Consider the following 383-nt stretch of genomic DNA (forward strand, 5'->3'; position numbering starts at 1 on the left):
ATAAGGGGCGACCTTGCGGATGCGAGCCTTTACAGCTTCAACCAGCGGAGCCTCTATTTCGACGGCGACTTCGGGATGGCCTACCGCAACGGGAGCCTTACGGTACAGGGCACGCTCCCGAACCTGAAGCGTTTGCTGGAGCGTGACGTGGAGCGTACGGTTGCGGACCGGTCGCTCTACATGGCTGCGGTAAGCTACAGGTTTGCCAGCAAAAATGGATCTGCGCTGAGCAGCATCGAGCCGAAGGTGGTGTACCGCGGGGTGGAGAACTATAGGGACATTCTGGATGCGGGCGCAAACCTGGAGTTCTTCGGAAACAAGCTCCTGCTGAGCGGGATGTACCACAGCACCAACAGTGCCACCATCGGTGCGGGCACAACCTA

1 protein-coding gene is annotated in these 383 nt (G+C 59.3%); it reads left to right on the plus strand.

The features are described from left to right. The coding region (locus H7U22_RS22170; protein ID WP_187073532.1) for a type IX secretion system membrane protein PorP/SprF at positions 1-383 on the plus strand (383 nt) is incomplete at both ends.

Origin of the sequence: Pedobacter fastidiosus, from assembly GCF_014306625.1 — a bacterium.
GTDB classification, from domain to species: domain Bacteria; phylum Bacteroidota; class Bacteroidia; order Sphingobacteriales; family Sphingobacteriaceae; genus Pedobacter; species Pedobacter fastidiosus.